A 26,584-nucleotide genomic window follows, 5' to 3' on the forward strand; every position below is an offset into this window, starting at 1 on the left:
TTTTTCAGTGCCGGGCAGGAAATTGTAACGCCTTAAAACAGCGCCTCGAGTTCCGGCAGCTTGTCGTTCACCAGCCAGCCGTAATAATTTTCCTCCGGCATCTTCTGGGCTTCGCCGGCGGCGCTGCGGCGCTCGTTTTCCGTCTTGAGCGCATAGGCGCGGGCTTCGGGATTGCCGACGTTATAGAGTGTGGCCGTTACTCCCGGGTTCTCGGAAATGTCGAAACCAGCGATATCCCTGTAGGCATCGATCGACTTCTTGAGCGTAGCCGCGACGTAGGCAAGCGTCAGGTCGGGATCCATGATGGTCTTGTAGACCTGGTTGGGGTCCTTCACATCGAGTTGCGGCAGGCCGGAAACCTTGTGGACGATGTCGCTCATCTGCAAGGCGGTCAACGGATTGAGCTGGCCGAGGCCGAAGGTCTGCCCGGCATAGTAAGGCTGGAAGAACGTGGCGCCGAAGCGGTCGTTGGGAAAGCTGGTTCCGCCGACGGTCTTGCCGCGAAACGAGCGGTTCCATACTTGCTCCCGGCATTCCCAAAGCTCATAGCTGCCGGCCTGGCTGGAACAGTCGGCAAATTCCGGCCGCTCAACGAAGTCGGAAACGTCCTCGCCCTTGTAGGCAAAGGTGAGTTGGCTGGACAGATACGAGATCGCCTTGACGTAGTAGGTCTGCAGCCTGTCATAGGCATCCACGTTGTAGGTATGTTCGCCGACGATGGCGCCGACGATGTGGATGGGCTTGATGCCGTAGGCGGCGGCGGCCTGCCTGATCTTGTCGCGAAGGGCGGCATCGCTTTTCAGGAGCCCGTAAATCTTGCGGTACTTCGCCTGGAAGGTCGTATTCGTCGCTTGCGTGCGCCGGGACGAGGCGCCTGGAATGGGCGGTTGCTCGACGGACGTGTTGCCGGGCGGCACAAGCGTGGCCGCGCTTGCGGGCATGACAATTGCCGCCGCAACAAGGCTCAGAACAACAAGGGCCAGTTTCTTCATACGTTGCCGCTCGGGAGTAGATGCGGCGCAACCTATGGAAAGTGACTTGGCGAGTCGAGGCTTGTGTACGCCAATGGCAAGAAAGAGGTCGTTATGCTTCCATTTCGCCACACCTTTGGGGGCGACCACCGCGACTGGTTTGGCTTTGGGCCCGAATACAACTTGATTTCACCCGTTGAAGCGCTGGCGTCGTTCCGCTAAGAAGCCTTGGCTAACCGCTTCGGCGGCGCACTGTTTTCCGTATCGCGCTTGCGATCCTGAAAGCACCCGTAGCTCAGCTGGATAGAGCTCCGAAGCTGGGTAAATTGGGCATTGTAATAAATTCAAAGCCTTACGGGCAAGGGTATCCTCCGGATTTCGTTGGGGTCAATCAGCTATTTGGCACAACCCCGCCACTCTCCCTTGATCAGTGTGCATCTTGATCCAGTTGAGGGTCGGATGTGTTTTCACTCCGTCTTCCTAATAGGGCCATTCGCCAAAACCGATCGCCGTCATTACGCATGATACGCTCGACGTCATCGTAGTCAAAGTTACTTCCCTCAATCGCGAATCTCGCGAGCCTAACGATGCTTTTAGAGATTTTCAGCAGGTCGAAAAGCTCTCGATAGATGGGCAGCGCTTCGCGAGGTGGACGTGTGAGAGAGTGGGCAATCTCGCGATCTCGAAGTTCTCGGACACGTTTCAGCGCGTTGCGATAAGAAGTTGATTTGCGGAAAGTGCGGTAGCTGGAGATTGCGCCGGAGAGCGCCTCTCTACAGGCTGCCTCTTGTGAATCTGAAATATCCGGCATGTGTGGTATCCATGAGCGCGCTCGCCTCGCAAATTCCTCTGCACAGCGCTTTTGACTTAGTAGCCGTATCAGATTCGGAAGTGATGCTTTGTCGCTCTTGTTCGGATCTCTATGCGGGCCGTCTTGATCGAACAATCTGGCTACAGTTAGCAGCACGCTGATGGTCAATGCATGTTGTATAGCAGAGTAGGATTTTGCCCCTGGGTATGTCCGCTCAGGGGCAGCATTAATCAGGTCGTTTCCCGCTTCCATCACGGACATGTTCAGTAAGGCGTCCTCGATGTCGTCACCAACATGTCGAGCGATTTCCTCAATCTTAGCTAATGCGATCTTGAATTTTAGCGGTTTCCTGCGCTTTCTCTTGATCACCAATTCAACCTCAGTGGTTTGGTCGGCATGCTCCCGTCTGGGTGTATACACTACATCTGCCTATCAAAAGCAGCGCTCTCTGCACTGTTCGGTTGTCCGGAAGTCCTTGATATTCCACGATCCATGCAGCGCCTTACAAAGCGCCATAGAGCGCCCCTGACACTCCCGGCACAATTTGATCACACTGTAGCTGGAAACCTCCTTGGCTCCATCTGAGGGGCGTCCTACTCGAATGAGGCACAACCCGAGGAGGTGCTTCATGGCGACGATCCGGCGGCTTCGAGGAAGGTGGCAGGCCCAAGTCAGACGTAAAGGATTGGCCCCGCGTGCCAAGTCCTTTGATGCAAAATCTGACGCTGAGAGGTGGGCGCGCAATCTCGAAGCCGACATCGACCGCTGCGGTAACCTGCCCGATACGCGGCTCGCCGAGCGCATGACCGTCCGTGAACTGCTGGCTCGCTATCTGATGGAAATCACACCGACCAAGCGCAGCGCTTCCACAGAAACATATCGCGTCAAGGCACTGATGAAGCGAGACATTGCGCACCGGACGCTCGCCATGCTGTCGTCTGCCGACATCGCCAGCTATCGCGACGAGCGCCTCAAGGTTGTCTCAACGTCCAGCGTGATACGCGAGCTCAATACCATCGCGCACGCGGTCGACGTGGCACGCAAAGAATGGGGTGTGCACATGGTGCAAAACCCTGTCCGCATGATCCGGCGCCCAGCACCTCCGCGCGGTCGCGATCGTCGTTTGAATGGGGATGAAGAGCAACTTCTGCTCGCTGCCGCCGACGCCGGACGCAGTCCCTACATGCGACCACTGATCATCTTGGCAATCGAGACTGCCATGCGCCAGGGTGAGATGCTTTCGCTCACCTGGAACGATGTGGATCTCGACAGACGTATTGCTCATCTGGACATGACCAAGAATGGTGAGAGCCGCGACGTGCCACTCAGCAGCCGTGCCCTCGACGCGCTCGGTGTTCTCAAGCAGCAGCAGATCGACGAGCGAGTCGTGCCGTCGACCAAAAGCGGTGTGCAGCAAGCCTGGGGACATCTCCGGACGCGCGCGAAACTGACCGATCTGCACTTCCATGATTTGCGCCACGAAGCTGTGTCGCGTCTGCTGGAACGCGGCCTTAACGTAATCGAGACGGCGACAATATCGGGACATAAAGAGCTTCGGATGTTACAGCGCTATAGCCATTTGCGCGCCGAGGACCTAGTCGCCAAGCTTGCGTAGATGCATCTATGACTGGATCACCCGGTGTCGTTTCAATCTCTGTCGGAAATGATGGCTCGTCCGCTCGTTAGATCGAGAACCATCTGCCGGACGATGTCGGCTTCCGCTTCATGAACATTGAGAACGATCTCACCGCCGATCCCACTGTAGCGCTGAGAGATCACCCGCGCTGACTCCATCGCAGATAGCCTCGATTGGATGAGAGCCAGGTCAGAGAAATCACACGCAACGGTGATCTCGACGGTCGAGATGACCGGCACTCTCGTTGCTGATCGCAAACACATCGCAGCCGTTCCGCCGTAAGCTCGAATGAGACCGCCGTTGCCGAGAAGCACGCCACCGAACCAGCGTGCGACCACGATGGCGACGTTGTCGAGCGCCTGACCGTCGAGCGCCTGCAGGATTGGTTTCCCGGCCGTGCCGCTTGGTTCGCCGCCATCATTGAACCGGTAGTTCTGACCAGCCCGCCACGCCCAGCAATTGTGTGAAGCCGTTGGATCCGAATGGGAAGCGATAAAGTCTTTTGCTTCCGCCTCTCCTGCAATGTGGCCAGCAACCGCCACAAAGCGACTTTTCCTTATTTCCTGCTTGAAGGTGCTCGGGCCTTCAAGCGTAAATCTGTCAAGCGTAGTCAATTTCGCCATGTCAATCTAAGTTGGAGAACCTGAATGTAGACAACGCTTCGACCCGTTTCTGCGCCAGAAAGTTGACGCCGCTTTACGCTAGATTGACGAACAACGACTGATACAGAACTTTATCTTATTCTGATATATTCGGCCGAAATCCCGATCAACCGGGCGGTGCCAATGTATGTCGCTGAATACACGATGGTTTCCGTTCCCTCGAAGTGAATAGTGGGTCTGTATTTCGATTCTGATGAGAGCAGGACGATTGAGCATGTGCCATAAATCATCGATCCTGCCGCCTTGCAAAAATTCACAACCCTTTTCGATACCGATGAGAATCATGCTGTCACGATCGCCATGTCAAACTCCTTGGTAGGCGATGAAGTCCTAGAGATTTTCCACTTGCATTGATCCGGATGGTTCCGGTTGCCAAAATAGCTTATCGACGATCCCTCCCTTCGACCGGGCCTGTTGCATGGCACCATGAGTTCGCACCAATTTCTTGATGCTCTCCTGATTGACACCATATCTGGTTCTGAGCATTTGTAAAAGGTATCGTATAGATATGCTCATATCAACCGCTTGGAGTCTCAGGATGGGTAGATCAAGAAGATGGAAGGATGCGATCGCTTACAGGCGCGTGTCCACAGATAAGCAAGGCGCTAGCGGTGTTGGGTTAGAAGGGCAATGGGCAGCTATTACGGCCTACGCGGAAGCGGATCGACACCAGCTTAAACACGAGTATCATGATATTGCCTCTGGCCGAGGAGAACACAATCTTCTCAAGCGCCCAGGCCTACAGGCCGCAATCGGCAGAGCCATCTCCGATGGCATTCCTATCATCGTTTCGGGTCTGGATCGAATATCTCGGGAAACCAGCACCGTTAATGAGATTGTCAGCAAGTATGGCGTAACCATTATCTCTGCCAGGGATGGAAAACTTCACAATCCAGTCATTATCGCTGCTAAAGCAGCACGTGCTCAACGCGAGGGGGAACTCATCGCCCAGCGCACGCGAGAAGCTCTTACTCGAAAAAAGGCGGAGGGTGTTCAACTTGGGAACAGAAAGAACCTTCCGGAAGCTCAGCGTCTCGGGAGAGAATCTCGTATCCGGAAAGCAAATGAAACAGTCCTCAAGATCGTTTCAGTCCTTGAGACACTTCCGGAAGATGTCGCCGCTCGTGAGCTTGCAGATATTCTGAATCAGCGTGGAATTCGGACGAGCCGAAATCTGCCTTGGACGATTTCAGCCATTCGTCGTCCCAGGCGAGAAGCGCAAGCCTACATTTGCTCTCGAAAAAGTGAGGGTCTCAAAGAAATGTATAAGGACAATCCCGAATTCGGCACGTTCTAGTCGAAGAAGCACTTGCCAATCCTAGATGCTTTTGTTCGCCTGCAGCCATCTTTCTAGCGCGGAAATGACGTCCGGCTGCAATTGATCTCGGCGTGCCAGCGCTCGGCCCAACGAAGCATTCAAACGCTTATAGCCCATCTCATGCATGACGTCCCCGATCGTTAGACCACGCTTGTTCATAATGTCCCTGATCCTGGAAGTGGCCCACGCTTCCAGCCGTCGGTTCACCGCTACCTGGGTAGTGCCGCTACCGGAAGCAGGTGCTGATGGCCCGGTCATCACGGCTGTCTGAGCGTTCAGCCAGCGCAAGAATTCACGCTGTTCAGCGGCCGTGGCCTTCAGCCAGGCGTTCTTTAGCTCATGGAGCCGAGAACGCGGCTGTTTGATGCCAGACGTGATAAGAGCTTCTCGCAACGAGCTATATTTCCCGGACCTATAGTCAGAATGTATGGCGGGAAAGCGGTGCTTTAGCTGCGCCTCATAATAGGCATTGTCGCGCTTTGGCTTCTTGGGCATCTCAAATCCATCGACATTCCAACTGTAGATGGATCTACACCAGACCGCGAGGGCCGGCCACCAGACGGTTTCCGATCCTGTGTGCATATAGCAGCAGGAGACCGAACGAAATACATCAGTGAGCTCCCCTGTGTCAGCAAACGTGATTCGGTTGGCGAACTATGGACCACCGCCGGTGTTATGCTGGTTGCGTTCAGCGCCGAGCCGCGCCGACGCTGGTCCGGCCTTCCGGGCGCGCCTCCCTGAGAGTAACCGAAGGGAAATTTTGGCAGCAAGAATTTGAAAGGGTTAAATTCAAACCTTGCCGTCAGCCGCCGCTTGGCCACCAGCAGGCGGCTGCGACGTTCGCGAAGGCTGTGAGATCAGTGTGGTCACTTTTGCGGCGACCTCATCGAGAGTCGCGGTGAGCCGGTTGATCTGTGAGGCTGTCGCCGCCAGTTCCGGCCCATAGCGCGTAATGAGATATTCCCGATTCTGGCTGAGGGTTTGCAGATGCCTGACCGTCTTTGCACGAAGGCGCAGTCCCGTTGCAACAGCGTGCTCCGTCCGCGCCCACAGGTCATGCTGCATTTTGCGGATTTGAACGGGATTGTGTCCGCGGTGGAGAAGCAATGCCGTCAAGTAGAGTTCGATGGCCTGTAGAGCTGACAATCTGAATGGTGCTCGTGTCAGTGGCTTTCCGGGTCGCCCGAGTGTTAGAAGCTGATTGGCCGCCCTATGATATTCTTCCGCAAGTTCCTGGATCTGTTGCGGAGATGCCAGTTCACCGGGATATTTTTGTTCCACCATCATGTGTCGGTTATAGCTTGGTTGCCGAAAATACTTTGTAAATGCAGGCGCGCCAAGCATCCAGCCTTTGATGTCAATATCCAAGCATCAGGGGCGCTCACCAGACGGCTCCGCGCGAAATCTGTATAGAGCAGCACCGCGCGTGTCGGAGCGCGCCAGTGAGCTGCTGTGTGGCGGGAAACGGCTCAGAATGGGTCGCGCTTGAAAAGCACACCTCGATGATATGCAACAAACGGGAGTTGATCAGTTTGGAACCGTCGCGCTTTGCATGGGGTAAAAATGCCCCAGGCTGCGATAACTTCCTGCGGAAGGCGAGGGCTGACTAAAAGCGTGCCATCGTCCTCGAATGAGATAAAGCCACGATCGAACAGCCTATCAATATGAGGAGCGAGGAGGAGGCCGTTATGACCATCGAGCTTCTCCAAATCAGTTGAACGGGCCCATGGCTTCATATGACTGGCGACTAAGAAATCGAGTGCGGTCAGCCCTGTAACTCGGCAGCATTTTTCAATGTGGACAAGCCGATCGCGAAAAATGCCCTGTCCACGTCTGGCCTGGATGATCTGCATTTTTGTTGTGGGCGGAATGTCGGTTCTTTGTTCGGTGGCGATTTCCGTTGTCTCATCCATCGCTATCGAGTTTTCGGAATCGCATAGTTTCAACAGCAGCCGTCCCAGTTCCACTGGAAGAGCAGCCAGATAGACCCCTTGGTTACCTCGGCCGCTATCTTGGAGCGGTGCATATTTTGACGGAAGGAGCGGTCCAATCTGCTCCATGTGGTCAGCCGGACGGATCACTGTGTCGGCACTAAAAAAGCGCACAGGTAGGCGCCAACCCTGAATGTTCCAATAGTCTCCCGCAGACCCGAACTCCACCGGTTTCGGGCTGGAGTAAGCTGGCGAGATGGCAACGCCAATGTCGCTTATGTGCTGGTTATAGAACGAAAAAATAATATCGCCTGGCTCAACTGCCGTCATGTTGTCATAGAAAACGTTTCTACCACCGTCTCGCTTGGTTTTCGGCGACCATAAATACCCTCCGCCAATCTCGCTTTCATGTGTTTGGTTCTGATTCACCCACCAGTATTTCATCGCGTATCTCCGGTAGGTGTAGTTTCCATCGAGAACACAGCTTCGTCTTCGGACGCCTCTTCGATCTCTAAGTCGATCATCCGCACCCGATTTGCAAAGACATCACGAAAGCGCGTCATCCGGTCGAGCATCCACGTATGAAGTCTTGGGAATGTGTGCTTGTCAGCCGCATCAACGTCTTCAAGGAAGCTGGCGATGCGACATCCTTTCTTGCCATTCAGATCCTGCCAATCGAGCCGCTCACCAAATTCAGCCTCGATCGACTCTCGTTGCGCGAGAAGTTGTTTAAAGGCGATCTTTAGCGGATCGCTATGTATATAGAGTTCGACACCCACGCGCTGTTTGCTCATAGTGATTGTGCAACTTATCGCGAAGCCGGCCCGACCAATGGGAAACTCATGCCAATGGTCTTTGCCCGGTGTGCGAATGCGGAATTTGCTGTCGCTAGCATCCAAGAATTTTGCAAATGAAGTCCAGTAGGCGATACGTGCCTTGTGGCGTTCTGCCAACCCGTCGGATGCAGCCTCACGAGCCGCCGCACCTACTCTTCGGGCCCAATTGTTTGGTTTCGCGACTACCCTCAACACGGGCGCGGGCACACTGTCAGCAATTCGAAGTGCCGCTACTTCTATAGCAAAGAAATCGAAATCCTCCACCGTGCTCGCGTTCAGCCAGTCGATGGCAGCTCGATGGTCCTCCTTTATACGTTCTGCAATCCATACCATCGTCGCTCTACCACTGAGGCTGGCGACGTAACTTATGAGCTGACCGAGATGCTTGTGATCGGTAGCTCCGAACTGGTTTTCAACGATTACCGGGTTGCCTTGAGAATCCTCGGCCAGAATGTCGATCCGGAAATCGCCGGCGGACATTTCAGTTCCCTTGAGTTCAAGCTCATCAATATCGAGGGCTTCGGCAAGCAGATCGAGATTCTGTGCTAGCCACGGAGTGAAAACGTAGGGCTCATTTTGCCAGACGTCAGTTGTCCTAACTGTTGTTATCCTACCTAGTGCTGGCAACATCTTCATGCATCCCTTCGAGCGACTTATGTGCACGCCGTGAAGCAGAGTCTGTCATAGTGGAATAGATTGAATGATTCGTTCTCTAAGGTTGCATGTTCAAACCACTGGCAAAATGCCACCGGGCTAACATCTGATCAGCTCCGGGCTTCGCTTCCGGCACAGCCCCGGCACAGCCCCGGCACGCACCCGACAGGATTCGAACCTGTGACCTCTGCCTTCGGAGGGCGCACAACTCGATTTCACCCGTTGAAGCGCTTGCGCCGTTCCGCTAAGAAGCCTTGGCTAACCGCTTCGGCGGCGCACTGTTTTCCGTATCGCGCTTGCGATCCTGAAAGCACCCGTAGCTCAGCTGGATAGAGCGGGTGCGCCACTTCCGAACAAAACTGGGCACTCCTGCGGGAGAGGCCCCACCGCCCATCACCAGCCTTTCCAGAATCGTTCTTCGTCCGTGGATACGGATTTCTGTGTCGTCGACTTCGACATTGTCGATCATGGCGCGGAGATAGGCGCGGCGGAACGGGATGGGCCCGTTCTGAATATTGTCGCGCATGATGGTCGTGAAGGCTGCGATCTTATCCTGCGTGATCCGTGCTTCGGGACGAAGCTCGGTGAGAGCGCGGTCCAGCGCGACCTGGGCGATGTCCCGCTCGGTTTTAATCGCGGTGATGCGGTCTTTCAGAGTTTCGTCAGTGGGATCGGCGATGCCGTTCTCGATGACGTCGTAAAGGCGCTTCAAGCGCGCTTCTGTCTCGCTGAGGTTTTTTCTGAGGTTGGTGATGCGGTCCGTGTAATCGGCGCTGCGGTTTGCCTGCCGTTCGATCAAGCCCGTCAGGAGCTTTTCGACGCGCTGGGGCGTCAGAATCTGATCCGCGATGCGTTCGGTGACGATGGTATCGAGCTTATCCATAGGGACTGAGCGGCCCTTGCAGGCGCTCTTGCCCTTCTGGGCGCAGGTGGCGCACGCGTAGTAGCGATAGCGACCGGACTTGCCAGTTCTGAGTGTCATGCCGCCATGGCAGCTGGCACAGGTCGCAAGACCGGTCAGCAGAATGGGGCCAGTCACCGTGCGCGGCGGTGTGGCCTTAGGGTTTCTGGCCCTGAGGGCAGCTTGCAGATCATCGAAGGTCTTGCCGTCGATGATCGGCTCCACCGGGACCATGATCTGCTCGGCAACGGGCTTGTCTTCCTTGGTCTTCCAGATTTTACGGTTAAAGCGGTATTCGCCCTTATAGACGGTGCTGGTGATCAGGTTGTGCAAAGGGCCAATGCCCCATCGCGCGCCCTGGCGCGTGCGGTAGCCGTGATCGTTGAGCCAGTTCGCCACGGCTTTGACGCCCATCGGGCCTGTTGTGCCGTCGCCTTTGGTGAAGAGCCTGAAAATTAGCCGAATGGTCTCGGCTTCGACGGGGTCGATGGCCAAACGCTTTTTGGTCTTTGAGCCGCGTTGCTCGGCGGCGATGACCTTATAGCCATAGGGTGCTTTTGCGCCGTTCCAGAAGCCCTGACGGGCATTCTCCTGCATGGCGCGCAGCGTGTGCTTCGCGTTCTCTTTCGATTGATACTCATCGAACAGCGCGAACACCTGCCGCACCATCACACTCATCGGATCATCACCCAAATCCTGGGTGATGCTGACCAGACGCACATTGTGCTTTCTTAAGCGCCGGACATGGTACTCCAGCGCGAAATGGTCCCGTGCGAAGCGGCTGAAGGAATGGACAAGGACGATATCGAAGGGCGCGCCCTCGGTCGTCGCCATGTCGAGCATGCGCTGAAGTTCAGGGCGGCGATCATCGGTGCCGCTCGCACCGGGTTCGACATACTCCGCAGAGACGGTCCATCCCCGCGCTTCACAATACGCCATGGCCTGCCGTCGCTGATCGGGAATGGACAGATCATGTTCAGCCTGCCGGCCAGTTGAAACACGCAGGTACAACGCCACCCGGGTCTGCGCATCGGGAAGAGTGTTGTTGAGTGTGTCCACTGTCATGGCGGGCTATCCGATCATGAGGTTTGGCAGTTATCGTTGTCTGATCTTTGCGGCTCTTTCGAGTCGGATTTTGATGTGCTCTTCAGTATGGCTGAGAGTTCGCTCATAAAGAATGACTCAACGACATCCAGCTCGGCATCTGTGACCGGAAAGTCATCGCCGAAATCATCAAGCACGATTTGCGCGCCCGCCGGCTCAGAGACCTGGCCGACTGGCAACAGTATCCTGCGATCGCTGGACGATTGTCCGCGCATCGGTCAAGTCCTTCGGTCTTGTGGGGTGAGGGAAACCGGCGGCCGTGCGCCGCCGGTTATTGCTCACTCATCATTCGCCGGGCGTAGATGACGATGCGGATGCTTGTCGTAACCGCGCTGCCGACAGATCGCTTCCATCGTGTTGCAGTAGCTCGCATAGGCGAACTTGTAGGCTTGCTCCCGCGTGCCCGGAAAAGTCGCTCCGGCCATCATCACTACGCCGACTGCCTGGAACATCGCGTAGATGTCCGTTTCGCTGATGGGCTTGGTGCTGTTCGCGTCCAAATACTCCATCGCCCAGGCGACAAATTCTTCTGGCATCTGGACCGGCACAAAGACGTCGAGTTCTAGTGGGGTATGTTCTCTGCGATCTTTCATTGCGATCTCCATCGTTTGGTGATGGGATCAATATGAAGGGGTTCTCGGGATCGTTTCCGCGTGGAAGTCACGAGGTTTTCTCGGTGGACCTTGTGCTGATGCTTCACGGCGAAACAGTTAGGCGTCCCGACGCAGGGCGGAGGTAGCGATGGCGGAGAATGACGAATTCGCGCGGCATGAGGTGCTGCACATGGCGGCGTTCCTGGCGCGAACAGTCGCCAGCGAACTGGCCGAACATCCGGAGGTCAAAGCAAACTCGGAATGGCTTGCGCTCGCCGACCAAGCAGGTCAGTCGCTTGAAGCGCTCTACCAGGCTGTCGGTGCCGTGCATCTGGATCAGGATAGAGCCTGATCCAGCCATCGCGTTCGGTGACCTAAAGCGGCTTCCGGTGCTAGCGGACGCGGCGTTTTTTCCGCCCATCCAGTACAGCGCTGTGACCTCATTCGGGGAATGAGAAGCAGGGACCGTCGTATAAAACAGTACTTAGCGGCCAGCATCCCGCGTATAGAGCCAGACAGGTTAACTCCATCCACGGTGACTCCTCAAACGAGGGATATTCACCCGGGTGTGCCGCGTACCAAGCTTCACCGGCTGCGTGAATGTAAGCATACCTTGTCTCATAGAAGGCCTGCATCACCCAGGCATCCTTCGGGCGGCCGCGATTGGCTGCAAGAGATTCAAAGGCGGCCAACATCGCATTGGACGCCGCGCCATAGCTCAGAAATGACGGAGTCTTGGTGCCGGTCATGAGATGGTCCTCCCGTATCTGGTGTTTCGAAGATACGGGCCGTTGCGGACGCATTTCCGCGCGCAAACCGCGCGCGCAAGAAGCCGGGCCCATGAAAGGTGGGCGGAGCTAGAAGCGCGGGGCCATAGCCTGCTGCTTCTGCCGGATCATCCGGCGGATGGCCTCAAGGCTGGCAATAGCTTGGCGACGGGCTTCGGTGCCGGGTTGGGTTTGCGCCAGAGCGGATTGAACCTGATGTTGCAGGCGCTGCAGTTCAGGCAGTGACCGCCCCTGCAAATCGGCGATGCTGTATTGATGCGACATTGTATGCCTCCTTCGTTCGGAGGCCCCGACCATCGGGGCCTTGCGGCCCCGGACACACAGCATCATCGGGGGATGGTCCCGATGGACGGGCTGGAGAAAAGAAGAGGAGGAGGGAGATGAGCGGCATACTGCCAGCCATCTGCAGGAGGGCACTCGCTGACGCGGTGGATACAACCAAGGGCAAAGCGCTGGAGCCCGCAGGTTTCTGCGGGTTCGCGGGATTTTGAAATTTGCGCAATGTGGGCTGAAGACGATATAATGGAACTATATTGAGTACTGTTTTTATTACTGATTTTTATTTGATGGATATTGGCAATGCAGATCAGATTGCTGGGCGAAGTCAGCTTCGCCGAAATGCGCCAGGCCCTTTTCGAAGCTCTCAATGAAATCGAGGATGAATTTGCGATCCGCTATTCGCGCGGCGCAGTCCTGTTCATCAATCCAACAGACGGTCTCGACGAAAATGTCGTCGCGCGCCGGCGAGGACGTGTGATTTCCAAGGTGACGAAGAAGGGTCCGTATCGTTCGGCTGCGGATGAGTATTGCCCGTGAACTGATTGACCAGAGTGGGGAGGTGCGGATGAGATTGCCGCCGCAATTTATCGGGCTGGAGCAGGCCCGCCAGGTGTTAGCCGAAATGGGAGTGGACCTGAACCCGCGTCAAATGAAGCGGGCGGCTGATAAAGACGCGACCGGGCGGCGCAAATTGCCGTTCTTCGTCGATCCCATTGAAGGGACTCTGAAAATCGAAAAAGGGACACTTGTCGATATTTATCAACGGCTTCAAATAGAAGCCGAGAAACAATTTAATAATAATGGTTGACTAACGGATTCACTTTTTGTTCTATATTTTTAATATCAAATATAATCGCAGTTTTCATGGCAGATATAAGGAAACGCACGGGTAAAAAGGGGACCAACTACCAAGTCCGGTATCCGAGCAGCAACACATCATCCGGTTACGCTTTTGCCACCTTCAGTACTTTGAAGGAGGCGCGTGCCTTCACCGAAAATCTGGGATCATTGAAAAGCGTGCCGGGCGGCACCCTTGTAACAGTTGCTGAAGCCGTCGATCGCTGGCTGAATATTTGCGAGAAGATCGGACGCGATGGTCGTGAAAAGGTCGAGCCGGAGACGCTGAAAGAGTACCGGCGACGTGGCAATGTGATGAAGGAGTATGCGTGGCCGAAGCCTCTGCATGAGATCGAGGCTGCCGATGTTGTCGCCTTCCGCAGCTGGCTGCTGGAAAACAAGACGCGAGACCTGGCGCGTAGGGTTCTTTCCTCTTTCCATTCTGTTGTTATCGAGATGCGCCGCCATGGCTTCATCCAAAATGATCCGGCGGCCGGGATCACGATCAAGACTGGCGGGCGCTATGAAGATGACGACGCAGAGGTCCAAATCCCCAGTGACGCTGAAATGCGGGCCATCTACGAAGCAGCGGACCGTCTCGCTGTCAAAAACGACTACATGCAGAAATGCTGGGCGCGTTACCGCCCCCTGATTTATCTGGCGGGGTTTACCGGTATGCGGCCTTCTGAATATCGAGGGCTTTCCTGGTCGCAGGTTGCTGCAGACCATGTCGTCGTGCGGCAGCGCGCCGACGCCACCGGCATCATCGGTCCGGTAAAGTCGCGCGCCGGTCGCCGCACCCTCTATCTGCCGGCGCTGGTTTCCGGCATGCTGGCGGAATGGCGCACTGCATGTCCGGTATCAAACGCCGATCTGGTGTTCCCCACAGCTTTAGGGAAACCCATGATGCTCACCAACTTCCGCGTGGGTTGCTGGGACCCGCTGATGCGGGAAGCCGGCCTGATGGTTGAAGTCCAGAAGGCCGGGAAGTTGGTAGCGGTGCCGAAGTACACACCCTATGCCCTGCGACACTATTTTGCGTCGAAGCTCATTGAGACCGGCAAGGACCTAAAGTTCATTCAGAATGCGATGGGGCACTCGAAGATCGAAATCACGTTCAACGTCTATGGGCACCTGATCCGGGGGCGCGAAGAGCAGTATAAACTTACAGCTGAAGAGTTGGCGCAGAACATCCTTGGGTCGCAAAATTCATGTGGCAAATCTGTGGCGAGAACGCTGCAAGCCGCAGAATGATTGGAGTTCTATCTATCCTTCCAAGCTAGCTATGAGGGTTCGATTCCCTTCACCCGCTCCACGTTTCTTTTCAATGACTTAGCAGACATTCGTTTCCAGAATACACCCTAAAATCATGATTTTTGCCACAAATGGCCGATCCGCTGGAGCCCGCAGAAATCCTCGATTGTCCGGCTTGGGCCGCGCGGGCTTGTGGCAAGTTTGTGGCAAGACCATTTGAAATATAGGGGAATATAGACGCTCTTATTGATCAATTTCATAGTTGGCTCCCGGGTGGAATTGCGGGGCTCCTACTTTCTGCGATACGCCAAGACTTTCCTTGAGCGGGCTTTCAGTTGGCAGCCTGCCTCTGTCGGTCGGTGAGACTTTCGTTGACACATGGCAGCCGTTCGTGCTGAAGTGTCCTTAGTCCTAGGACAGAGGACAGGTGAGACATGAACGGGATGAAAAGTCAGGATATCGTTGTTCTTCTGAAGCTCGTAAGCCTTCAGGAGCAGGAAGAGCAAGCTCTGCCGGGGCAGCCTCAATGGGCTTCTTACGGGGAGTCTCCGTATTCAGTGCGGACCCTTGAAACGCTTCTAGGGATCAGCAAGTCCGAGATCAATGGCGCTATCAAGCGCTGCCTCTCTTCGGGTCTTGCCATCAAGGACAGGCAGACGGGTCGCCCCAGCCCCCATCGCCGAAATCTCCATAATTTTATTGTCCATGGCCTGAAGTTTGTCTTCCCGGTCAAGCCCGGCGCCATGACGCGTGGCGTACCAACGGCCTTTGCCGCCCCTATGCTCAAGAGCCAGCTCGTGAGCGGTGGTGAGTATATCTATGTCTGGCCATCTGCCCAGGGCCGGGACATGGGGCAATCGGTAGAACCGCTATTCAAAAGCGTGCCTGACGCCGTGCAGCAGGATGAGCGGCTGTATGAGTATCTCGCCCTCGTGGATGCGATCCGGCTCGGCAATCAGCGAGAGGCGGGTCTTGCAGGAGACCGCCTTTCTGAAAGGCTCCACGCAAAATGACGACTGTCAGAGGCCAGTTGCTCCACATGCTGCAGACCGTTGCCGAAGCGCTGGGAAGCGACTTGCGCGAACGGCTGGTATTTGTCGGAGGATGCACAACCGCGCTGTTTATCACCGATGAAATCACGCTTGAGGACGTCCGGGCGACCGATGATGTTGATCTCATCGTCGACCTGGCGGGCTATTCCGCTTGGGCGAAGCTGCAGGATCAGTTGCGGCAGAAGGGGTTTATGGAGTCACAGGACGACACGGTGATCTGCCGCATGCGGCTGGGCGAGCTCAAAGTCGACTTCATGCCCGATGACCCTGAAATTCTGGGCTTTAGTAATCGCTGGTATGCCAAAGGCATCGAAACGGCAACCTCTCACCAACTGACCCCCGCACTGACTATCAAGCGACTGGCCCCGGCGGTGTTCGTTGCCACGAAGCTGGAAGCCTATCTGGGCCGTGGTCAGGGGGACTTTTTCGCAAGCCGCGATCTGGAGGACATCCTCCTCATCGTCGACGGCCGGCCGGAAATCGTAGCGGAGATCCAAGAGGCCGACGACGACATAAGGCAATTTATTGCGGCGCAAGCCAGGGCGTTGCTGGAAGACCGGGATTTTGACTATTTCCTGGAGGGCAATATCCGAGGTCCAGAGGGTCGGGTCGATATCGTCCGCGAACGCTTCCTCACCATCAGCCAGGCCGGTGGCTGATCATGGGCATCGAGATCAGCTGGCGCAGCCAGACCGGAACGAGGACGGACGATAATCGCGATTACGGCGGGGTCGGACTGCGCGGCGATGAGGCATTGTGTGTCGTTCTGGACGGCTCAACCAAAGGACCGGACAGTGGCGCGCTTGCCCGGCAGATCGCCAGCGCCCTGATAGACTGGTATGTCTCCACGGATCAGGACATCACCGCAGAGGCGTTGACCGCCCGTCTGCGGGAAATTCATGCGGCCCTATCCCACGAGCATCTTCGCGGTTCTGCCAGCTACATGATCGTGCATGTTCAGAGCGCGCACACGATCCTTGTACTGCACGCAGGCGATTGCTTGTTGGGACAGGTCGAGGAAGATGGCGGCATTACGTGGATGTGCCAGCCACATACGCTGGCCAATATCGTCGGCGAAATCCCCGTTGCAGAAATAGCCCGGCTGGCAGTCCGGCATCGGTTGACGCGCAGCTTCCGGCCCCGCGAGTTCATGCCTCCTGACGCGACGCAAAGAAAAATCCCGAAAGACAGCATCCTGGTTCTAGGCACTGACGGCTTCTGGGCCGAGTTGAGCGCGCGCGAGCAGGACCAATTCTTGAACGGTAATGACGTTTCTATGACTGGCGAAGGGGATGATCGCAGCGCACTCTGTATCCGGATAATCGACGGCGCGACCGGCAGTGTCGTGCGCGATCCTCAATTCGGTGCTGAGAATTTCTACGTGAAGACTGCGCCTTGAGCCCGCGTGTTCACCATTGATGCCTTCGCTTATAACGAGCGCCGTTTCGCCAAAGTTTTCAGGGCCAATAGCTCGTCGACGCTGACGTCCCCTTTGATGACCCGCAGCGCCGTGATGAAGGTCTCTTCAAAATCGCTCGAAAAGGAAGACTGGCCGATAATATGATCGACCGCCCAGGACGCCAGATCAGCATCGATGCTGACGGTTATTTCCTCTTGTGGGCGCAGATAGCCCTTACTGCTGGTGGGCCATGTGGCCCTCTGCCTCGGCGGCAGGTCTTTCCATGCTGCATAATCCATAGCTGCACTCCTTCGGAAGGGTTCGCCAATAATGGTCTGTTGAACCGGATCAGGCGAGTCTGTTCTGGCACCTCCGCCTTCGCGGACCGGGCTCTAGGCTGCACCTGCCGGCTTGCCCCGCGCCGCTTACGCGTCTCGGCCATGCGGTGACGATCCCTGGCGCATGATGGGAGCGCCGCTGGCGCGCTTTGTCTTTCATGGGGCCGATGGCCGCCGCGCACCTCTGCGCTGCTCTTAAGAAAAGGGGGCCTGCGGCCCGCCGCGCACGTTGTGCGCAGCATTCAAAAAGAAGAGGGGCCTGCGGCCCCACGGCCGTCAAGACCAAGCCCTCCGCTTTGGCTGTGGGCGCTGCCGGGGCTTTCCCCTGCCTTCCGCGCCCCGAAGATGGGGCTTGTGCAGGCCGGGTGATCCCCCTTTCCCCGGCAGCGGTACTGACCGCCGATCCCCCGCTCATTGCCGCTTTGGCTAGTCGGTTTGCATGCGCAACCCGTTTCCAAAGGAGAAAGGCAAATGACTTCCGATATTTATCAACGAGTAACCGATCAGATTGTGGCCGAGCTGGAAAAGGGCGTCTGCCCTTGGTTGAAGCCATGGAACGCTGAACATGCCGCCGGGCGGATTACGCGCCCGCTGCGCGCTAACGGCATCGCTTATCGCGGCATCAATGTTCTGATGCTCTGGGCGTCCGCAGTTGACAAGGGTTTCGCCGCCCCGTTGTGGCTGACCTACAAACAAGCGCAAGAGCTGGGCGGGCAGGTCCGCAAGGGTGAGAAGGGATCGCCCGTTGTCTATGCGAACACCGTCACCCGGTCGGAAAAGGACGAAAGCACCGGCGAAGAGACCGAGCGCGATATCCCTTTCATGAAGGGATACACCGTCTTTAATGCCGAGCAGGTCGAAGGTCTGCCCGCACATTTTTACGCCCTGCAAGAGCCGGTTCTTGATCCGGTGGCGCGGATTGAACCCGCAGAGCGGTTCTTTGCCACCGTGGGCGCGCAGATCACGCATGGGGGAGACCGGGCCTGCTATAGCCTAGCGCTCGACCGCGTGCAGATGCCGCCGTTCGAGGCCTTCCGCGATGCTGAAAGCTACTACGCGACCTTGGCGCATGAGCTGACCCACTGGACCCGCCACCCGTCTAGGCTGGACCGTGATTTCGGGCGCAAGCGTTGGGGTGATGAAGGTTACGCCATGGAAGAGCTTGTCGCCGAGCTGGGCGCGGCGTTTGTTTGTGCCGATCTGGCCCTAACGCCGGAGCTGCGCGCCGATCATGCCGCCTATATCGCCTCATGGCTGGAGGTGCTGAAGGGTGATAAGCGCGCAGTCTTCAGCGCCGCCGCGCACGCGCAGAAAGCGGCGGATTTTCTGGCAGGTACGCAGGCACAGGCCGAGAGCGCCGCTATGGCCGCCTGAAGAAAAAAACCGCCCGGACGTTCGGTCTGGGCGGTTCCTTTGCGGAAATTTTCGCGCCCGCGTTGCGGGCGCTGACCTTAGTGCAGGGTCGAAGATGCGGAAGTCTCCAGATCGCCGGGCTGATGACCCCACTGATCGGCGGGATCGATCGGCGCACCGCGCCCCTGCCGCGAGCGGGATTCGATGATCTCATCGCAGGCCTGCAGGCGGGCCACCACCGCAGACGCTTCCTTCCGGCCATAGACCGTGACCAGGTCCTGGCGTTGGCCGAGATAGTCCAGGCAGACGATGAACGAATCGCCATAGTAGGGCTTGCGGAACAGCACCTTGCGCTTCATCGCCGCCTTCTGCCGCTCAAACTCGACTTTCAGCTTTTCCATCGGGGCATAGTCGTGCTGCAGGATGCCGAAACGATGGGGGAGCTTGCGGTCAAAACAGACCCAACCACCAGATTGCCAGACGGCGAGATGCTCTGCATTCAGCCGTAGCTTTGTTTGCTTGCGAAAGCTGTCGCGCAGACCGGAACGCGCCTTCCAGTAACAGCCGAAAAAAAGAGCGGCTGTCACCACAGCTGCCCAATCCTGATGAGGATCGTTCAGGAACAGGGCTATGAGGAGCCCGGTGACGTAAATTCCGAAAAGCACATCCGCGATATCGGCCAGGCGCGCGCGCAGCGGCGTCAGCTCTTTGACGGTGACATGATATTCGGTCTGTCCGTCGGCAGTGGAGACTTCGCGGGTCTCCGGTTCACCTTCAAAAGGCCGCTTGAAAATCTCCATTGTTTTCATCCTTTCAAATCAGCTTGCGCTTTGACTGTTCTGAAATGAAAGTAAGCCCTGTCGCGGCAGCAAAACCGCGCGCAAACCGCGTCCGTTGAAAGCCTTTAAAATGGAGTACACCGATCCGGTCCTGCGGCGGCTCCGTGACCGCCTGATCCGCTACCGCAGCGAGGCGCGCACCAATGGGCGCAAGCGTCCCTGGCACCGCGTGGCGATGGATATCTTGGACGCAGAATCGGTGTCTCCTGCCTACTACGAGAAAGAAGTAAGCTCAGAAATACTCGGCGAAGCGCTGCGCCGGTTCGCCGCCGGTCTGCAGACGCCGACTGTTGAGCGGCTTGACGCCATCACTGCCTTCCTGACGGAGCAGCATTATCTGAGCGGGAGCGATCTCGGCGAGGCGCAAGCGCCACTGGAGGCGGCGCGCCAGCTGGCCGCCTTCTTCGGAGAGGCAACGCCGCGCCACCTGCCAGCGCGCGACGCGCTTTGCGGCCAGTTCCTGGCTTTGCGGGCAGATGGCGGACGAAAGAAATACGTGCTGCTCGACGTTTCGCCGGTGGGCGACAGTGGCCTGCAGGTCGAGGAGACCGAGCACAGCACCAGCGCGGTCACGCAATCCCGCAGCCCGGCGGAGCTGCGCCGCTTCCTGAAGGTCGCCAGCACTGCAGTGGAGAAGCGGGATGGATGGATGGTCGAAGCGCCGCGCGGCCAGGTCATCATCTTCATTCGTGATCGGCTCAATGAGGAGGCCAATGTCTATACCGTTGTCGCCGATGACAGAGAGGCAGGGGTCGCGAACGCCGCGCGTAACATCCACCTGCTACGGCCTGTGCCGATCACGGGAGGGGCGCGGATTGTGCCCCTCGCCTCGGATGACAGCGCACCGGCTGAAAGCTCGGTGCCGGGCTTCTTGAGCCAGATGATCTGGCACTTCAGCCGGCAGGAGGAAGCTTGAGATGGCGACGCCGCCCGGCACAAGTCTCGTCATGCCGGATTCATTCCTTGAAGCCGTGCGCCAAGGACTGACAGAGCGGGTCGCGGAATGGCTGGCGGGCGGCTATAGCAAGCTGAACTATCAGGAAGCGGGCACCGGCATGACTGCGCTGCATTACGCCGCCGCCCGCAACGCCGTGCCGATCATCCGGTTGCTCGTGCGCACCGGCAAGTGTGACGCACGGATTCGCGATCACAAGGGGCGGACCGCCGCGACGCTGGCGATGGAAGTCGCGGATAATCCCGCGGTCGGTCGCTATCTCTATGATCTGCAGTACCAGCAGATAGACGCGCGGCAGCCCGACCAGGATGCCGGGCGGCGCGCGCGCTAGCCTGCATCATATTTGCCAGCAAACACGGCGTGCAGCGGACTGCTCGTATCGAAATATTCGACACGTTGCAGCATCATCGGATGGCGGCCCGCCCAGATGATAAGCTGCCGTTTGAGCCGGTCGCTGCGCGCGAACTGGCGGCTTACCTCTTCGGGGGTGAGTAGCGGGTGCAGCTCGACACTGGTCGAGCGCCCGGCCATGCCCATGGCACCCTGTTCGGGGCTGACCTCACCGTCGCGCGTGACGCTGACCGTGGTCTTGCCGAGCCTGCCGGACACATACTCCATGGTCATCATGTCGTTATTGCCGAAGAACTGCATGACGCCGGCATTGCCGGCAAAGGTTTCCCAACGATCGCCATACAGCGCCTTGCCCTGACCCCAGTCCTGCAGGAACACCCAGAGCTTTACATCGAACGAGGCGATCTGACCGGCAGCATCTTCGAGCTGCCGCATGTGACCCAATACCGGAAACTCATCGAGACAGACCAACACGGGCGCGGCGGGCTTCACGCGCGTGCGCTCCATCGCGTCGATCAGCTGATTGACGAACAGGCGCAGCCAGCGATTGCACAGTCCCATCCGGGTGGCGGGCAGGCACAGATACAGCGTCGCGCTGGCAGTGGCTGATTTCAGATCAGAGAGATCGAAATCATGCCCTGACAGCACGCTGCGCATCGCGCGGTAATCCAGAAACTTGGTATGGCGGCGCGTGGTCGAAAGAACGCTCGCGCGTTCATTGACCGGCTTCTCATAAAACTCGCGCGCCGCGCTTTCGATCGCGTTGGCGATGTCAGCTTTATCGGCGTCGTTCTGCAGGCGCTCCGCATTGGCGAACATCGCCAGTTCCAGCGCGAACCCGTCTTCTTCACCGTCATCGCCCAATAGCGCGTCGCGCAGCAAGCTGCGCACCGCGATCAGCGTGCGCTGGCCTTCGAACTGCGGCGCGGTGGCAACGTGGAGGATAAGACCTTCGAGGAAATTGCGGGCGCATTCGTCCCAATGCGGGTCTTTGCCCGCCGGGACGATCAGCGCATCCGCAATCATGCCCGCATCCTCGATGATGGTGGCGCTGTCGGGTTTCAAAACCGCCAGCGGATTATAGCGTTTGCGAAATGCTGCTGCCTGCGGCGCGCAGGTGTTGAAAGGGTCGAGCACATGAACGGTCTGCCCCAATGACGCGCGACGGCGCGCCGTCAGGTTGGCCAGCTCGCCCTTGGGGTCAAGCGCCAGAACAGAACCAGGATAGAACATCAGGTTGGCGACCAGCGTGACGGACTTGCCGGTGCGCGATCCCGCCACGGTCATCATATGCCGGTTATCTTCGATCCCGATCAGCTTCGAGCCCAACGCGCCGACCAGGATCTTGCGACCGGGATTGGCCGGATCGTAGGCAATCGTAGCATGGGACGCGAGCTTGGCCGGCTCCAGCCAGCGCGCCTGCGGCACCGTCTGCTGATGCAGGAAGCGGGTAGACACGCCGCGTGGGATGTCGCGGGTGAAGTCGGCATAAAAGCTGTCCATCGGCTGCCTATCCTTACTTGGAGATGCACCGACTATCGCAGGGCTTCGCGCTTGGATTCCGCGCACAAACCGCGTCGGGAGGGTGCGCGAACATAGCGGCCTTTGTCTCCTTTCGTCTGCCGTCCCTCCCGGAATGATCCGCGTTCTGCCGGGCGTCGCCTTGTCGTCAATGGTCTGCCCGCGCCGGCCCCCGCCTGCGGGCCGAAGCCCTTGGGCGTAGGCCCGTGTTGCCCATGACGACTGCGGCTGCTGCCGCCCGGCCGCTCAAACGCGTCCTTCGGGACAGCAACAACAACGAAAGGAAAAGACAATGGGACTCGATATGTACGCGCACACCACCACCGAACAGCCTGCCGCGCCGGTGGACTTCAAAATAGATGAGGCCAGCGAAATCCACTACTGGCGCAAGCATCCGAACCTGCATGGCTGGATGGAACAGCTATACCGCAGCAAGGGCGGCACCGACGCGAACTTCAATTGCGTCAATCTGCAGCTCACAGAAGCAGACCTTGATCAGCTGGAGGCCGCCATTCGCGAGCACCGCCTGCCTTCGACCACCGGCTTCTTCTTTGGCAGCTCCGACGGCAGCGAGATCACCGACGATCTGGCGTTCGTCGCCAAGGCGCGGGAGGCGCTGGCTGGGGGTCTTACCGTCTTCTACTCATGCTGGTGGTGAGGCGTTTAGCCGGGGCGGCGGTGACGCTCCGGCTTTTCTATTCCGCCAGCGCGCGCCGCAACGTCAGGCCGCTGACGCCAAGGGATTCGGCAGCGACCGCGAGTTTCTCGCCGTTGGCGATCTGCTTGCGCGCGGATTTGACCTGTTGCGGCGACAGTTTGCGTGGGCGGCCCAATCTTACGCCGCGAATTCGCGCGGCGGCCATCCCGGCGATTGTGCGGTCGCGGATCAATTCGCGCTCGAATTCCGCAAGCGCCGCCAGCATATGTAGGTAGAACCGGCCCGCCGGGCTCGTGGTGTCGATCTGCTCCCGCAGTGACTGCAACCCCACCTCTTTACCGTTGAGCCCGGCAATGATGTCGATCAGATGTGGCAGGGACCGCCCCAGCCTGTCCAGCCGCCAGACAATCAGCACATCGCCGGCCCGGAGCGCCTTCATCGCGCGCCGTAGGCCGGGTCGTGTCGTCGCCGCACCGGATACGCCGCGATCCTCATAGATTCGATCGCACCCCGCCGCCTTCAGCGCCTGAAGCTGCATATCGAGATTTTGTTCATCCGTAGAGACGCGCGCATAGCCGATTTTCATGAGGGTTCACAGGGCGGCAGAGGCAAGATATTGAAATTTCTCATAAAGGTTGGTTTTTGAACGCGCGCACAGAGGCTGTTTCTCGCTAAAATACGCCCCTATATTACAATATCCTAATGTTTTTTAACAGTTATAAAAGGTATGATATAGTATAATTTCATAAAGGAAGGTTTTTATGCGCATTTGGAATCCATTTTTACTATCACTTCTTCTGCTTTTATTAAGTTCCGGTGCTTTCGCACAGTCTGTCGCGAATGAACGTAAAGCGCCTTGGGACAAATCAGGGGCACCCCTTGAAATTGTAGAAGATCAGGAAAGCGCGGCCTTTCGCTTCATCATCGATGGTCGCGAAGTGGCGCGGCTTGATAATGCTGGACTGCGCGTTGACGGAAACATTGAATATGAAGGTCAAATCACTGATACGGGCGCTGGCGTGGTCGACAAGCACATGGCTCGCGAAGGGAAAGGCGACGTCAATGCGCCTTAGTCACCTTGTTTTCGCAGCGCTCGTGCTCGTCGCCGTTCCCGCGATTGCCCAGGAAACGCAACCCGGCGATGCCTGCACCGTAGCCGGGAGTATTCGAGAGACCGGCGGGCCGGAGCAATCGCCCGGTCGTATCCTCATTTGCGATGGCGCAAACTGGAACTCGCTAAAAGTTCGTAACAATGATGGCAAAAGCTTGTTTCAGGTTGGTTACGATGCTGCTGCCTGCACTGCCGACAAAGAAGGGCGAATGCGCTTTAGTAGCGCCGGTGACCCCCCTTGGGAATATTGCGATGGGGCGGACTGGGTAAATTTTAAGCAGCCCCGGTGCGAAGACGACGACGCCGGGGAGTGCTACCTTCAAGTCAGTCGCGTCACGGATGATCCCGATTTTCTCCCGGCGCAGATCGCCTGCGGGGTCAACATTCTAGGTGTAGTCGGCATTCTTGGAACCGACACGATTCCCGCTGCTTTCACATTCACGGACCTGACCGATCAACCGATCAACACCACCGTGGTATCGACGGGCGCGCAGCTCAATAGCTTCGACTGCCTGCTCAACGTGCTTGTGAGCGGCGACGGCACACCACAATACCGCACCTGCGATGATATCAATTGCACGGTCAACCCCAGCGCCTGGGGAACCGGCAGTCAGCAAATCGCACCGAACAAATTCATTCAGTTGCGACTGACAACACCGGCAACCTACCAGACCATGTCCAGTGCCTCTGCAACCGTGGGCGGACAGACAGATACATGGAATGTCACCACCTGCGACGGTGTGCCCACCGCTTATAGCTTTGGCGATCTAACCACGCAGCCAATCGATACGACCGTTGAATCCAATATCGTCCAGATCAACGGCATGACTTGCTCGTCCACGGTTACGATTGGCGGGCATTCCTCACGCGATTTCCGAATCTGCAATAACGCGGACTGCTCATCCGTTGCTTATACATGGACCAGCAGTTCACGCCCGATCGATAACGGGCAGTATCTACAATTGCGGATGACAACGTCCAGCTCATATAGCACGCCGCGGTCCGTAAATCCGTCGATTGCAGGCGTCGTCGATGACTGGAGCACGACAACCACCTGCGATAATATGCCCTCAAACTTCGCTTTCTCTGATTCAAACAATCAGGCAGTGAGCACGCTTGTTCAATCGGCGGCGGTACAAGTTTCGGGCATGGCCGGGGCCTGCCCCGCGCCCATAACAATCTCCGGGGGCGGCTCCCCGGAATTTCGGATATGCGATAACTCGATATGTACCTTGATTGACCACGACTGGGGTTCAGCACCGCAGCAGATTGACAATAACCAATATGTGCAGGTGCGGCTGACGACACCCGCCGTCAACCATACGGCCCATGCCGCACAAATTTCGGTCAATACAGTATCCGCAATATGGACGGCGGCGGCGGGCTGCAATACCGCACCGCAGGATTACGTAACGGCGGGCGTTCACAGCTATACAATGCCCGCCGGCTGCACGTCTGCTCTGGTGCAGGCATGGGGCGGCGGTGGCGGCGGTGGCGGCGACGGCTACGACGGCAGCGGTGCCGGCGGCGGCGGCGCTTATGCGGCAGCCACCTTGGCGCTGGTGGGCGGCACACCCTACAATCTCACCGTGGGGGCCAGAGGAAACCGGGGCAGCAACAGCAACGGCACCGCCGGTGGCGATAGCATATTCGATGCGGGTGCCGATGTCCTCGCCAGAGGCGGCAGCGGCGGCACGCGCGGTAATGGTGCGGGCGGCGCGGGCGGCACAGCTGCGGCCAGTGTCGGGACCACGAAATTCAGCGGCGGCACAGGCGGCAACGGCACCACCAACGATTCCGGCGGCGGCGGCGGCGGCGCAGGCGGCAGCACGCAGGCCGGCACCAACGGCAATAATGGCAGCGGCAGTCCCGGTGCGGGCGGAGCCGGCGGGGCAACCGGCGGCGGTAATGGCGGCGTAGGCGGCAACGGTGACGAAGATAACGGCGATGACGGCGCGGCTCCCGGCGGTGGCGGCGGCGGCGGCGGCGAAGACGCCCGCGGCGGCTATGGCGGAGACGGCAGGATAACCATCACCGCTCAACCCTAACGGATAGCAGCTTCAGCTATTTTCGGTCTGAAGTTGAGCATGCCCCGGCATCATTGATGTCTTCACGCCATTGAGAAGCGGACTGAGACAGGGTGATTGCCATCCTGATCTTAGCGTACGTTGCGGGAACAGAGCGGCTGCCGTTTCTTTGCATGTTTGTCGATCGCGACGGAGGCGGTGGGCTTTAACGGCCTGCGGTCGGGTTCAGCGTGCCTGAAACGCATCGATCTTTCGCTAAGGGATTTCCCTCGACTGAACACGCCACAACCTGATCGGGCGCGCACCGGGTTCAAGGCCCTTCGGCCCCTGCGGGGTGATACGCGGGTGTCCCCGCCTTTCGGAAGGCCTGCAAGGCGGGCGATCCCCCTCCCGCGTATCAGCCGT

At 57.8% G+C, this 26,584-nt stretch carries 31 protein-coding genes; 15 read left to right on the forward strand and 16 right to left on the reverse strand.

Annotation, left to right across the window (positions count from 1 at the left end):
- Positions 1 to 32: 32 nt before the first annotated feature.
- Both ASD50_RS11120 and ASD50_RS11125 read right to left on the reverse strand, forming a co-directional pair.
- Positions 33 to 992 carry a DUF1402 family protein gene (locus tag ASD50_RS11120; protein ID WP_056240623.1) on the reverse strand — a complete coding sequence of 320 codons (960 nt, stop codon included), beginning with the start codon at positions 990 to 992 and terminating at the stop codon, positions 33 to 35.
- 406 nt (positions 993 to 1,398) lie between these two features.
- Positions 1,399 to 2,202: a hypothetical protein gene (locus tag ASD50_RS11125; protein ID WP_056240626.1), complete on the reverse strand. Its 804-nt coding sequence runs from the start codon at positions 2,200 to 2,202 to the stop codon at positions 1,399 to 1,401.
- 208 nt (positions 2,203 to 2,410) lie between these two features.
- Between ASD50_RS11125 and ASD50_RS11130 the strand changes: the two genes are divergently transcribed.
- The gene (locus tag ASD50_RS11130; protein WP_056240630.1) at positions 2,411 to 3,397 is read left to right on the forward strand and encodes an integrase; all 987 of its coding nucleotides are present in this window, start codon (positions 2,411 to 2,413) and stop codon (positions 3,395 to 3,397) included.
- 32 nt (positions 3,398 to 3,429) lie between these two features.
- Here the strand turns inward: ASD50_RS11130 and ASD50_RS11135 are convergent, their stop codons facing one another.
- Positions 3,430 to 4,041, reverse strand: a complete 612-nt coding sequence (locus ASD50_RS11135; protein ID WP_056240633.1) for an IMPACT family protein — start codon at positions 4,039 to 4,041, stop codon at positions 3,430 to 3,432.
- A 577-nt stretch (positions 4,042 to 4,618) separates the two neighbouring features.
- Between ASD50_RS11135 and ASD50_RS22455 the strand changes: the two genes are divergently transcribed.
- Positions 4,619 to 5,377 (forward strand): recombinase family protein, encoded by a 759-nt coding sequence (locus tag ASD50_RS22455; protein ID WP_162252010.1) that lies wholly within the window; start codon positions 4,619 to 4,621, stop codon positions 5,375 to 5,377.
- Positions 5,378 to 5,398: 21 nt separating this feature from the next.
- On the opposite strand, the gene ASD50_RS11145 is transcribed toward ASD50_RS22455, so the two are convergent.
- The 7 genes from ASD50_RS11145 to ASD50_RS11175 form a co-directional block, all read right to left on the reverse strand.
- On the reverse strand, positions 5,399 to 5,893 hold the full coding sequence (locus tag ASD50_RS11145; protein WP_056240638.1) for a hypothetical protein: 495 nt from the start codon (positions 5,891 to 5,893) through the stop codon (positions 5,399 to 5,401).
- Positions 5,894 to 6,187: 294 nt separating this feature from the next.
- Positions 6,188 to 6,766, reverse strand: coding sequence for a hypothetical protein (locus ASD50_RS11150; protein WP_244484492.1), 579 nt, complete (start codon positions 6,764 to 6,766; stop codon positions 6,188 to 6,190).
- A 101-nt stretch (positions 6,767 to 6,867) separates the two neighbouring features.
- Positions 6,868 to 7,773 (reverse strand): HNH endonuclease, encoded by a 906-nt coding sequence (locus tag ASD50_RS11155; protein ID WP_056240641.1) that lies wholly within the window; start codon positions 7,771 to 7,773, stop codon positions 6,868 to 6,870.
- A complete protein-coding gene (locus ASD50_RS11160) occupies positions 7,770 to 8,801 on the reverse strand; it encodes a DUF4268 domain-containing protein (RefSeq protein ID WP_056240644.1) in 1,032 nt (343 codons plus the stop codon). Before ASD50_RS11160 ends, ASD50_RS11155 begins: the two co-directional genes overlap by 4 nt.
- Before the next feature lie 262 nt (positions 8,802 to 9,063).
- Positions 9,064 to 10,785, reverse strand: coding sequence for a recombinase family protein (locus ASD50_RS11165; RefSeq protein ID WP_056240648.1), 1,722 nt, complete (start codon positions 10,783 to 10,785; stop codon positions 9,064 to 9,066).
- 14 nt (positions 10,786 to 10,799) lie between these two features.
- The gene (locus tag ASD50_RS11170) at positions 10,800 to 11,039 is read right to left on the reverse strand and encodes a hypothetical protein (protein ID WP_056240652.1); all 240 of its coding nucleotides are present in this window, start codon (positions 11,037 to 11,039) and stop codon (positions 10,800 to 10,802) included.
- Positions 11,040 to 11,102: 63 nt separating this feature from the next.
- On the reverse strand, positions 11,103 to 11,417 hold the full coding sequence (locus ASD50_RS11175; RefSeq protein WP_156465032.1) for a hypothetical protein: 315 nt from the start codon (positions 11,415 to 11,417) through the stop codon (positions 11,103 to 11,105).
- A 148-nt stretch (positions 11,418 to 11,565) separates the two neighbouring features.
- Here ASD50_RS11175 and ASD50_RS11180 point away from each other — a divergent pair, with 148 nt between their 5' ends.
- Positions 11,566 to 11,769 carry a hypothetical protein gene (locus tag ASD50_RS11180; protein ID WP_056240658.1) on the forward strand — a complete coding sequence of 68 codons (204 nt, stop codon included), beginning with the start codon at positions 11,566 to 11,568 and terminating at the stop codon, positions 11,767 to 11,769.
- Between the two features lie 88 nt (positions 11,770 to 11,857).
- Here the strand turns inward: ASD50_RS11180 and ASD50_RS23080 are convergent, their stop codons facing one another.
- Both ASD50_RS23080 and ASD50_RS11185 read right to left on the reverse strand, forming a co-directional pair.
- Complete coding sequence (locus ASD50_RS23080; protein WP_156465033.1) at positions 11,858 to 12,166, reverse strand: hypothetical protein; 309 nt, start codon at positions 12,164 to 12,166, stop codon at positions 11,858 to 11,860.
- 108 nt (positions 12,167 to 12,274) lie between these two features.
- The gene (locus ASD50_RS11185) at positions 12,275 to 12,469 is read right to left on the reverse strand and encodes a hypothetical protein (protein ID WP_156465034.1); all 195 of its coding nucleotides are present in this window, start codon (positions 12,467 to 12,469) and stop codon (positions 12,275 to 12,277) included.
- A gap of 315 nt (positions 12,470 to 12,784) precedes the next feature.
- Between ASD50_RS11185 and ASD50_RS11190 the strand changes: the two genes are divergently transcribed.
- From ASD50_RS11190 to ASD50_RS11215, 6 genes are all read left to right on the forward strand, one after another.
- Complete coding sequence (locus ASD50_RS11190; protein ID WP_056240664.1) at positions 12,785 to 13,021, forward strand: hypothetical protein; 237 nt, start codon at positions 12,785 to 12,787, stop codon at positions 13,019 to 13,021.
- 28 nt (positions 13,022 to 13,049) lie between these two features.
- Positions 13,050 to 13,292 carry a hypothetical protein gene (locus ASD50_RS11195; protein ID WP_082549617.1) on the forward strand — a complete coding sequence of 81 codons (243 nt, stop codon included), beginning with the start codon at positions 13,050 to 13,052 and terminating at the stop codon, positions 13,290 to 13,292.
- Between the two features lie 56 nt (positions 13,293 to 13,348).
- Positions 13,349 to 14,575 carry a tyrosine-type recombinase/integrase gene (locus ASD50_RS11200; protein ID WP_056240667.1) on the forward strand — a complete coding sequence of 409 codons (1,227 nt, stop codon included), beginning with the start codon at positions 13,349 to 13,351 and terminating at the stop codon, positions 14,573 to 14,575.
- 443 nt (positions 14,576 to 15,018) lie between these two features.
- Positions 15,019 to 15,588 (forward strand): hypothetical protein, encoded by a 570-nt coding sequence (locus ASD50_RS11205; RefSeq protein ID WP_056240675.1) that lies wholly within the window; start codon positions 15,019 to 15,021, stop codon positions 15,586 to 15,588.
- Positions 15,585 to 16,286, forward strand: a complete 702-nt coding sequence (locus ASD50_RS11210; RefSeq protein WP_056240679.1) for a hypothetical protein — start codon at positions 15,585 to 15,587, stop codon at positions 16,284 to 16,286. The genes ASD50_RS11205 and ASD50_RS11210 overlap by 4 nt, the downstream gene beginning before the upstream one ends.
- Positions 16,287 to 16,288: 2 nt before the next feature.
- Positions 16,289 to 17,026 (forward strand): PP2C family protein-serine/threonine phosphatase, encoded by a 738-nt coding sequence (locus tag ASD50_RS11215; protein ID WP_056240684.1) that lies wholly within the window; start codon positions 16,289 to 16,291, stop codon positions 17,024 to 17,026.
- A gap of 29 nt (positions 17,027 to 17,055) precedes the next feature.
- On the opposite strand, the gene ASD50_RS11220 is transcribed toward ASD50_RS11215, so the two are convergent.
- Entirely contained in the window at positions 17,056 to 17,325 is a 270-nt protein-coding gene (locus tag ASD50_RS11220) for a hypothetical protein (protein ID WP_056240688.1), read from the reverse strand.
- Positions 17,326 to 17,835: 510 nt separating this feature from the next.
- Between ASD50_RS11220 and ASD50_RS11225 the strand changes: the two genes are divergently transcribed.
- Entirely contained in the window at positions 17,836 to 18,738 is a 903-nt protein-coding gene (locus tag ASD50_RS11225; protein WP_056240692.1) for an ArdC family protein, read from the forward strand.
- A 77-nt stretch (positions 18,739 to 18,815) separates the two neighbouring features.
- On the opposite strand, the gene ASD50_RS11230 is transcribed toward ASD50_RS11225, so the two are convergent.
- Complete coding sequence (locus tag ASD50_RS11230) at positions 18,816 to 19,517, reverse strand: hypothetical protein (RefSeq protein WP_056240695.1); 702 nt, start codon at positions 19,515 to 19,517, stop codon at positions 18,816 to 18,818.
- A gap of 109 nt (positions 19,518 to 19,626) precedes the next feature.
- Here ASD50_RS11230 and ASD50_RS11235 point away from each other — a divergent pair, with 109 nt between their 5' ends.
- Together ASD50_RS11235 and ASD50_RS11240 are read left to right on the forward strand one after the other, a co-directional pair.
- Positions 19,627 to 20,472, forward strand: coding sequence for a hypothetical protein (locus tag ASD50_RS11235; RefSeq protein ID WP_056240697.1), 846 nt, complete (start codon positions 19,627 to 19,629; stop codon positions 20,470 to 20,472).
- A 1-nt stretch (position 20,473) separates the two neighbouring features.
- A complete protein-coding gene (locus tag ASD50_RS11240; RefSeq protein WP_056240700.1) occupies positions 20,474 to 20,842 on the forward strand; it encodes an ankyrin repeat domain-containing protein in 369 nt (122 codons plus the stop codon).
- Here ASD50_RS11240 and ASD50_RS11245 read toward each other — a convergent pair.
- The gene (locus ASD50_RS11245; protein ID WP_056240703.1) at positions 20,839 to 22,365 is read right to left on the reverse strand and encodes a type IV secretory system conjugative DNA transfer family protein; all 1,527 of its coding nucleotides are present in this window, start codon (positions 22,363 to 22,365) and stop codon (positions 20,839 to 20,841) included. The two genes, ASD50_RS11240 and ASD50_RS11245, sit on opposite strands and share 4 nt — an antisense overlap.
- Before the next feature lie 310 nt (positions 22,366 to 22,675).
- Between ASD50_RS11245 and ASD50_RS11250 the strand changes: the two genes are divergently transcribed.
- On the forward strand, positions 22,676 to 23,041 hold the full coding sequence (locus ASD50_RS11250) for a hypothetical protein (RefSeq protein WP_056240708.1): 366 nt from the start codon (positions 22,676 to 22,678) through the stop codon (positions 23,039 to 23,041).
- Between the two features lie 37 nt (positions 23,042 to 23,078).
- Here the strand turns inward: ASD50_RS11250 and ASD50_RS11255 are convergent, their stop codons facing one another.
- A complete protein-coding gene (locus ASD50_RS11255) occupies positions 23,079 to 23,627 on the reverse strand; it encodes a recombinase family protein (protein WP_056240711.1) in 549 nt (182 codons plus the stop codon).
- Between the two features lie 175 nt (positions 23,628 to 23,802).
- Here ASD50_RS11255 and ASD50_RS23085 point away from each other — a divergent pair, with 175 nt between their 5' ends.
- Positions 23,803 to 24,114 (forward strand): hypothetical protein, encoded by a 312-nt coding sequence (locus ASD50_RS23085; RefSeq protein ID WP_156465035.1) that lies wholly within the window; start codon positions 23,803 to 23,805, stop codon positions 24,112 to 24,114.
- Positions 24,104 to 26,200 (forward strand): glycine-rich domain-containing protein, encoded by a 2,097-nt coding sequence (locus ASD50_RS24075; RefSeq protein ID WP_156465036.1) that lies wholly within the window; start codon positions 24,104 to 24,106, stop codon positions 26,198 to 26,200. Before ASD50_RS23085 ends, ASD50_RS24075 begins: the two co-directional genes overlap by 11 nt.
- The last annotated feature ends 384 nt before the right edge of the window (positions 26,201 to 26,584 follow it).

The organism is Mesorhizobium sp. Root552, from assembly GCF_001427285.1.
GTDB lineage: Bacteria > Pseudomonadota > Alphaproteobacteria > Rhizobiales > Rhizobiaceae > Mesorhizobium.

Bases quoted from the DNA above. Each gene is read 5' to 3' on its own strand.
- ASD50_RS11120 (WP_056240623.1), bottom strand. From the start codon at position 992: ATGAAGAAACTGGCCCTTGTTGTTCTGAGCCTTGTTGCGGCGGCAATT.
- ASD50_RS11130 (WP_056240630.1), top strand. From the start codon at position 2,411: ATGGCGACGATCCGGCGGCTTCGAGGAAGGTGGCAGGCCCAAGTCAGA.
- ASD50_RS11135 (WP_056240633.1), bottom strand. From the start codon at position 4,041: ATGGCGAAATTGACTACGCTTGACAGATTTACGCTTGAAGGCCCGAGC.
- ASD50_RS22455 (WP_162252010.1), top strand. From the start codon at position 4,619: ATGGGTAGATCAAGAAGATGGAAGGATGCGATCGCTTACAGGCGCGTG.
- ASD50_RS11145 (WP_056240638.1), bottom strand. From the start codon at position 5,893: ATGCCCAAGAAGCCAAAGCGCGACAATGCCTATTATGAGGCGCAGCTA.
- ASD50_RS11155 (WP_056240641.1), bottom strand. From the start codon at position 7,773: ATGAAATACTGGTGGGTGAATCAGAACCAAACACATGAAAGCGAGATT.
- ASD50_RS11160 (WP_056240644.1), bottom strand. From the start codon at position 8,801: ATGAAGATGTTGCCAGCACTAGGTAGGATAACAACAGTTAGGACAACT.
- ASD50_RS11165 (WP_056240648.1), bottom strand. From the start codon at position 10,785: ATGACAGTGGACACACTCAACAACACTCTTCCCGATGCGCAGACCCGG.
- ASD50_RS11170 (WP_056240652.1), bottom strand. From the start codon at position 11,039: ATGCGCGGACAATCGTCCAGCGATCGCAGGATACTGTTGCCAGTCGGC.
- ASD50_RS11175 (WP_156465032.1), bottom strand. From the start codon at position 11,417: ATGAAAGATCGCAGAGAACATACCCCACTAGAACTCGACGTCTTTGTG.
- ASD50_RS11180 (WP_056240658.1), top strand. From the start codon at position 11,566: ATGGCGGAGAATGACGAATTCGCGCGGCATGAGGTGCTGCACATGGCG.
- ASD50_RS23080 (WP_156465033.1), bottom strand. From the start codon at position 12,166: ATGACCGGCACCAAGACTCCGTCATTTCTGAGCTATGGCGCGGCGTCC.
- ASD50_RS11185 (WP_156465034.1), bottom strand. From the start codon at position 12,469: ATGTCGCATCAATACAGCATCGCCGATTTGCAGGGGCGGTCACTGCCT.
- ASD50_RS11190 (WP_056240664.1), top strand. From the start codon at position 12,785: ATGCAGATCAGATTGCTGGGCGAAGTCAGCTTCGCCGAAATGCGCCAG.
- ASD50_RS11195 (WP_082549617.1), top strand. From the start codon at position 13,050: ATGAGATTGCCGCCGCAATTTATCGGGCTGGAGCAGGCCCGCCAGGTG.
- ASD50_RS11200 (WP_056240667.1), top strand. From the start codon at position 13,349: ATGGCAGATATAAGGAAACGCACGGGTAAAAAGGGGACCAACTACCAA.
- ASD50_RS11205 (WP_056240675.1), top strand. From the start codon at position 15,019: ATGAAAAGTCAGGATATCGTTGTTCTTCTGAAGCTCGTAAGCCTTCAG.
- ASD50_RS11210 (WP_056240679.1), top strand. From the start codon at position 15,585: ATGACGACTGTCAGAGGCCAGTTGCTCCACATGCTGCAGACCGTTGCC.
- ASD50_RS11215 (WP_056240684.1), top strand. From the start codon at position 16,289: ATGGGCATCGAGATCAGCTGGCGCAGCCAGACCGGAACGAGGACGGAC.
- ASD50_RS11220 (WP_056240688.1), bottom strand. From the start codon at position 17,325: ATGGATTATGCAGCATGGAAAGACCTGCCGCCGAGGCAGAGGGCCACA.
- ASD50_RS11225 (WP_056240692.1), top strand. From the start codon at position 17,836: ATGACTTCCGATATTTATCAACGAGTAACCGATCAGATTGTGGCCGAG.
- ASD50_RS11230 (WP_056240695.1), bottom strand. From the start codon at position 19,517: ATGGAGATTTTCAAGCGGCCTTTTGAAGGTGAACCGGAGACCCGCGAA.
- ASD50_RS11235 (WP_056240697.1), top strand. From the start codon at position 19,627: ATGGAGTACACCGATCCGGTCCTGCGGCGGCTCCGTGACCGCCTGATC.
- ASD50_RS11240 (WP_056240700.1), top strand. From the start codon at position 20,474: ATGGCGACGCCGCCCGGCACAAGTCTCGTCATGCCGGATTCATTCCTT.
- ASD50_RS11245 (WP_056240703.1), bottom strand. From the start codon at position 22,365: ATGGACAGCTTTTATGCCGACTTCACCCGCGACATCCCACGCGGCGTG.
- ASD50_RS11250 (WP_056240708.1), top strand. From the start codon at position 22,676: ATGGGACTCGATATGTACGCGCACACCACCACCGAACAGCCTGCCGCG.
- ASD50_RS11255 (WP_056240711.1), bottom strand. From the start codon at position 23,627: ATGAAAATCGGCTATGCGCGCGTCTCTACGGATGAACAAAATCTCGAT.
- ASD50_RS23085 (WP_156465035.1), top strand. From the start codon at position 23,803: ATGCGCATTTGGAATCCATTTTTACTATCACTTCTTCTGCTTTTATTA.
- ASD50_RS24075 (WP_156465036.1), top strand. From the start codon at position 24,104: ATGCGCCTTAGTCACCTTGTTTTCGCAGCGCTCGTGCTCGTCGCCGTT.